5 protein-coding genes and 2 pseudogenes are annotated in these 4,598 nt (G+C 33.6%); 1 reads left to right on the top strand and 6 read right to left on the bottom strand.

The features are described from left to right. The first annotated feature begins 171 nt into the window (after positions 1–171). Positions 172–1,399: pseudogene (locus V7077_RS27625) on the top strand (IS110 family transposase). A gap of 211 nt (positions 1,400–1,610) precedes the next feature. Here the strand turns inward: V7077_RS27625 and V7077_RS27630 are convergent. From V7077_RS27630 to V7077_RS27655, 6 genes and pseudogenes are all read right to left on the bottom strand, one after another. Next, entirely contained in the window at positions 1,611–2,210 is a 600-nt protein-coding gene (locus tag V7077_RS27630; protein ID WP_335507956.1) for a hypothetical protein, read from the bottom strand. 204 nt (positions 2,211–2,414) lie between these two features. Continuing rightward, positions 2,415–2,672, bottom strand: a complete 258-nt coding sequence (locus tag V7077_RS27635) for a hypothetical protein (protein ID WP_335507958.1) — start codon at positions 2,670–2,672, stop codon at positions 2,415–2,417. A 207-nt stretch (positions 2,673–2,879) separates the two neighbouring features. Further along, on the bottom strand, positions 2,880–3,575 hold the full coding sequence (locus tag V7077_RS27640) for a hypothetical protein (protein WP_335507960.1): 696 nt from the start codon (positions 3,573–3,575) through the stop codon (positions 2,880–2,882). Between the two features lie 108 nt (positions 3,576–3,683). Next, positions 3,684–3,809, bottom strand: coding sequence for a hypothetical protein (locus V7077_RS27645; protein ID WP_335507968.1), 126 nt, complete (start codon positions 3,807–3,809; stop codon positions 3,684–3,686). 1 nt (position 3,810) lies between these two features. Beyond that, positions 3,811–4,041: pseudogene (locus tag V7077_RS27650) on the bottom strand (IS110 family transposase); the annotation flags it as partial. Positions 4,042–4,128: 87 nt separating this feature from the next. Further along, on the bottom strand, positions 4,129–4,598 hold a 470-nt coding region (locus V7077_RS27655; RefSeq protein WP_335507962.1), incomplete at its 5' end, for a GNAT family N-acetyltransferase.

A 4,598-nucleotide genomic window follows, 5' to 3' on the forward strand; every position in this document is an offset into this window, starting at 1 on the left:
GTAACTGCCCGTGGGGCTTTGACCCCGTCAGCTAAACGGTTCGCCCCCTACTTGTAGAAACATGATTGAGGCTGGTAGGGACTTAGATCTCGTATAACAAGCCAAGTTGTGATACTGCATGAAGGAATTAGGGCTACTGGCAAATTACTAGTTTAGGAGGAGGATTTTAAAATGAATCCAGACATTGGTCTGGATGTTTCAAAAGGAGAAAGTCAGGTTCAGGCATTTTTAAATAAAGGCAAACCATATCGTAAGAGTTTAAAAGTTTCTCATACTATTGAAGGTCTTGATTTACTTGTTGGAGGTGGTTAAGAGAGAATCTGGTAAGAAACCACCTGTTGTTTTAGAGGCAACAGGACATTATCACTCCTCTATTGATCAATACTTAGAGGACCGTGGATATTTAATGATTATTATTAATTCATTGATTTCTTATAAGGCTAAAAGTTCAAGTCTTCTGAAAGTAAAGACAGATGCGATAGATGCTTACCATCTCTGCGAGCTGTTTTATAAGGAGGATTTAGAGCCGTATAAGAAGCGTGGTGTGCAGCTGTTAAACCTTGGAAATCTTACAAGACAGCACGAAAATATTACTGGTGTATTGATTCAGACAAAGCTACAATTTCAAGCCATTCTAGACCAGGTCTTCCCTGAATACAGAGGTGTTTTTGGCGACTTATATTCAGTAGTATCATTGTTAACTTTTTCAGAGTTTCCCTCTTCTGAAGATATATTAGAGGCAAGCATAGAAACCATAGCTGACAAAATCGCTCAATTATGTAAAAGCCGTTCATACAGATGGGCCAATGAAAAAGCTATTCAACTCAAAGCTGCCGCAGACCGAAATCCGTTTGAAAAGACTTTGTATCAGGGTCATATTTTGAGTATTGGTATGTATATAAACATCATTCTTCAATACAAAGAGCATCTATCCAAGTTAGAGTCAGAGATAGATGCCCTTGCAAAAGAAGTTGAAGAAAATAATATTATCAAATCTATCCCTGGTATCGGTGAAAAGATCGCTGCAACGATCATTTCAGAAATTGGAGAGATAGATCGATTTACTGATCCTAAAAAGCTCGTAGCTCTCGCTGGAGTTGATCCTAGTGTATTCGAATCTGGTAAATTTACAGCTACCATAAACCGAATCACCAAAAGAGGATCTATTAGGCTTCGTCACGCCTTGTATATGGCTGTTCGGTGTGCGATTCGTGACTGTCGTAAGAGCAAAACTAGTGATAAAATTATTCCTCGAAATAAGAAATAAAGAGAGTTCTATGATAAAAAACGTGAAGAAGGAAAACCTTTTAAAGTAGCTGTCATTGCTTGTTTAAATAAACTCTTACTCTGGATATTTGCCCTTTTAAAAAGCAAAACGACTTTCCAAGATATAGCTTAGAGCCTAAATCTAACTAAATAAAACAAAATCTTCCAAAATTAGAATAACGGAAGGTTATTTTGGCATGCACATTTTTAGTATAGCATGAGAAAATTTAATTATTCATTGAATAATATTGACAAACTATTAGCTGGTTTACTTGAAGATGAAAGAAGCTGCCGCACCAGCTACACTTCTAAAACTCTTGCATCCGATATTTGAATAAAGATATTTATAAAACTTTAATAGCCTGAAAATCTTTAGCAACAACATAAGAGTCACCAAAAATAAAGATTTTATATTGGGTACTTTCTTTGGTAGGAAATTCAATTATTGATGTTTTATAGCCATTACCTAACAATACCTTTTCATACGCCTTGATTAAATTAACTGGTCCCTTACTAAATAACCCTTCTCCTTGTTTTAATAAATGCCTTAAATCAGTGGAGTGATAATTGATATTTATATACTTTTCAAGTGGTAATTGATCGTTCACAATGTTTGAATGAGTTATATACAATTCTCCGATAACTTGGTTTACATCATTACAATTTCCTTTGAAAAACAAATCTGCTAAATTATTGTTGTACTCCCATAGAAATACATGATTATCTAAAACTTCAAATTCTTCAAAGTAGTTTACATTTAAATTATGGACTCTAAAATCTGTGCAGGTAACTTTCCATACTTGTAATTTTTCATCATCATCTTCATATGTTGCTTGAATAGTTAGTATTAGTTCATCATCATTTATTTGGATTCCATCTAAGCTTAGAAGTACATCACTTGAAAATTCACCTTCGCTTAAAGCCTTTGAAATATTAGATAACATAAAATCTTTCACCACCAGATTCTGTTAAGTCTATTTAAATAATATATTCAAGGGATTGTTGGCGGAATCCTTCTTCAACTAAACTGCCCCGTAAGTTCAACAAGAAAGACCGCCGCAGCGATCATCATCCTTAATATAAGCACCCGTTAGCACAATAAGATATTTTCTTTTTTATTCCACAAATTTAACTAAATGGTTCTAACGCTATAAAAAATGTGGCATCCAACAATCTGAATTTTCGGTTCCAATTTCGTGGTTATTCACGCAAACCCTATTAATGCCATCCAATCCGTCACAACCACAACACCCATTTAATCTGCCTGCGTCTGGGTGATAGTGAGAATTGATTAAATCCTTCAGATTTATAATAATTGTACCTTTCGTCCTAATTTCTTCTTCACCATTATCAATTACAAAATAGCCTTCAGGAATATAATCTTCCTCATCATTTTTGTTAATCAATGATAAATCATCCAGTTCAGTTACTTCTTTTGAAATTTCTACATTACACTTTTGGCAAATTATTTTTATAAATAGAAACACCCTCGATTTAACCAGACATTTAATTTAAATATATAACATACTTCCAAATGTCTCTTGTTAAACTAAACTCCGTTAGTCGAACAAATTTAAAAGGCTGCTGAAGTGGCAGCTCGTCATTTTTTTACATCAGTCTATCACCAGATTAATAACCAGGTTATCGAGGTCTTTAGAACCCTCCTCGGTAATGGAAGATGTAATAATTAAAAGTTGATAACCTTTCTTTAAAATCGAATAGCATTTGGTATGAACAGTATTCCTTCCATCATTGATAAATGCTTTTCCTTCAATTGCATCGAATCTTTTACCGCTAATGATTACAGAATGAACATCACTTACTTCATCATACTTAACACCCATGTTTCCACTTTTTAATTGTCCTACTATCCCTTCCATAAAATCTAAAGATGTTTTATTGGGGTGCATAATTACTTTTTGTGCCGTACAGTTTAAGGAAGGATTATCAAGCTTCTGATTGCTGCCGTATGGTTGTTTAGTTCCTCTCGGAAATGGTGTTGCGCTGAATAAACTAATGCTATTTGTAGTCATAGTCTCAATCATTTTATTTTTTTCAGTCTCAGAAATATTTAGTCTATTAAAGTTCTCCAGAGCAATCCTAACCAACTCTTCATGTTCTAATGTGATCCAATTGTCAGGTACTGTCATTTCGAACCCAAAATAATTATTTTTATAGACCTTAAAATCATTATCGGTCACAATCGAACCTAGATGTACCTTTATATCAACATTGCTTTTGAAGAGTTCATCTTTATTTTCTTTCATATTTTTACTTTTATTGAAATGTATGATTTTATTCTTATCCATTATTGCCTCCAATTTTGAAAATACATTTTGGTATACTCACTAGTTCATTAAGTCTATCCATTTATTTTACCATGCTCTTCACTTTTCTGTTATGTCTTCTTCTGAATCTTATCCAGCTATCCTTGCAGCTGTATCGATAAACAGGCATAGGTCTTCTCTCTCCATTGTTGCGATAAAATCATCATATTTTTCATTTAACTTATTTATTCTAATGACCACTTCTTTAACAGCCATTATTTTGAATTTGCCCCTGAACTGCTTGAAGGTCAACAGCTAAGAGATCACGTATTTTTCGAGCCACTCGGAGTTCTGCATAAACTCCTTGCGGAATGTTCGGTTCAGCATATCTCCCGTCTTTGACCAACTGTGCAATAACTCTTGCATCCTTTACATCATTTTTAGTTGGAGAATTATCATCCAACTCTTTACTTTTCTTTACATGCATAGGACTTACAACGACGATATTTAGTGAATCACTTCACAAGATAAATCTATTTATACATATTATTATTTTATTTTAAGCGAATTGATATTGAAAATTACTTCATATCTTTTACAAATCCAATATATATATATGTTCTCCATCATCTGAAGAAAGAAAAGTAAATTTTAGTTTTTTAAGTAAGTTGATTGAAGCTAGATTTTCAGGTGAAACGCCCGCATTTATTCTGATACAACCTTTTTGCTTGAGCCAGGCTATAATTGCGACAAGTACTTCATATGCATAGCCTTGCTTAGCGTGAAGAGGACTTATAGTGTATCCAATCCAAAACGTGTAATTTTCCCTTTTTAAATAAATATCACCAATCAATCGATTAGTTGTATTGTTGATTATAGCAAGTTGAACACCTTTTAAAAAAGAGGGTTCGCTAAGTAATTCTTTAGCATACATTTGCTTAGTCAATCCTTTGAAACCTTGAAATTGCATCCAGTTTTCATCATTTCTATATTGTATAAAATCGTCAAGATCTTCTTTTTCAAATCGACGGACAGTACATCGATCAGTCTTTATCTCCATAAAAC

It is taken from the genome of Neobacillus vireti (assembly GCF_036962465.1).
Taxonomy (GTDB): domain Bacteria; phylum Bacillota; class Bacilli; order Bacillales; family Cytobacillaceae; genus Neobacillus; species Neobacillus vireti_B.

Bases quoted from the DNA above. Each gene is read 5' to 3' on its own strand.
- V7077_RS27630 (WP_335507956.1), bottom strand. From the start codon at position 2,210: ATGTTATCTAATATTTCAAAGGCTTTAAGCGAAGGTGAATTTTCAAGT.
- V7077_RS27640 (WP_335507960.1), bottom strand. From the start codon at position 3,575: ATGGATAAGAATAAAATCATACATTTCAATAAAAGTAAAAATATGAAA.
- V7077_RS27645 (WP_335507968.1), bottom strand. From the start codon at position 3,809: ATGGCTGTTAAAGAAGTGGTCATTAGAATAAATAAGTTAAATGAAAAA.